The 1,138-nt window shown below is 31.7% G+C and carries 3 protein-coding genes; all 3 read right to left on the reverse strand.

Annotated features, from left to right (window positions below; all coding sequences use genetic code 11):
• The coding region (locus ABTZ91_RS34065; RefSeq protein WP_352081104.1) for a prolipoprotein diacylglyceryl transferase family protein at positions 1–200 on the reverse strand (200 nt) is incomplete at its 3' end.
• Positions 201–243: 43 nt separating this feature from the next.
• Entirely contained in the window at positions 244–798 is a 555-nt protein-coding gene (locus ABTZ91_RS34070) for a DUF1405 domain-containing protein (protein WP_352081105.1), read from the reverse strand.
• A gap of 122 nt (positions 799–920) precedes the next feature.
• Positions 921–1,138, reverse strand: a 218-nt coding sequence (locus ABTZ91_RS34075) for a multicopper oxidase domain-containing protein (protein ID WP_352081106.1), incomplete at its 5' end; no start/stop codon positions are given.

Here is a 1,138-nt window from a genome sequence, read left to right on the forward strand (position 1 = left end):
CTGGCACTAATAATTGAAATAGGTATAGCCCATAATAAGAGATCGGAAAAAATGTCTTTAGGAAGTCCTTGTTTTTTAGATTCATTAGTAGCAAGAATCCACCCAAGAAGTAAACCAGCTCCAATAATTATTCCATACCAATAAACAGTGAAATTTCCAAACTCAAAAGCGATTCTATTTAACTGTTGTATGTTCTCCACAAAGATTCACCTCGTTTTAAATTTTCAAGACTGAGATTTTGTTTCAAATTTCCGGTATTGCATTTTTCTTTCTTATACAAAGAAAATACGTAATGCCAATAGAAATAACACTTAGCCAGAAAGTAAAATAGCCTATTTGCGGAATATAATTATCCAATACACTATATCTTGGCATCATGTTAAATAGATAATCAATCACATCATTATGAAGAGTCCAAATTGCAGCAACTACTAGATGCCAACCTTTTATTTTATAGAAACTTTTATATAGTAAACCCTGAATTGCCATGGCTCCATGGGAGAAAATCAGCATGTAACTAGACCAATCTAAATATCCTATCTCTATCAGAACTAATACATTCATTACAACTGCCCATATTCCATATTTAAATAACGTTACAATAGCTAGAGCCTCAAACAAAGGTAAATTTGTTCTTAAAATCAAACCAATTAATACAAACACAAAAAACAAACTAGCTGTTGGGCTATCAGGAACAAAAATTAGATATTTATTAGGTGTAACCGAAAGTTGACCACCATACCAAATAAATCCATATAATGTGCCTATAATATTGACAACTAATAGAATAAACAACACCTTTTTATCCCTTAATAATAAAGTAAAATTCAAATGTTCCCCGTCCTTTATCGGTTACTATTTTTATTAGCAGTAAAATGCTGCCCTAAAAGGCCGCATTTTATCCTATTTTATAAGATAAATTATTCTGGCTGATTATTTGCATTTTTATCAGGAGTAAAAGATGGCTGAAACCCTTTATATTTAACCATTGTTACCATACCTGCAGAAGCATGATGTAAATCATGGCAGTGGAATAGCCAATTCCCAGGATTATCAGCTTTGAAAGCTATTATATACTCATCTCCAGGTTCTAGATTTACAGTGTCTTTAATAATAGAAGCTCCCTCAAGATTTTTTC

The organism is Streptomyces sp. NPDC126499 (genome assembly GCF_040302485.1).
Taxonomy (GTDB): domain Bacteria; phylum Actinomycetota; class Actinomycetes; order Streptomycetales; family Streptomycetaceae; genus Streptomyces.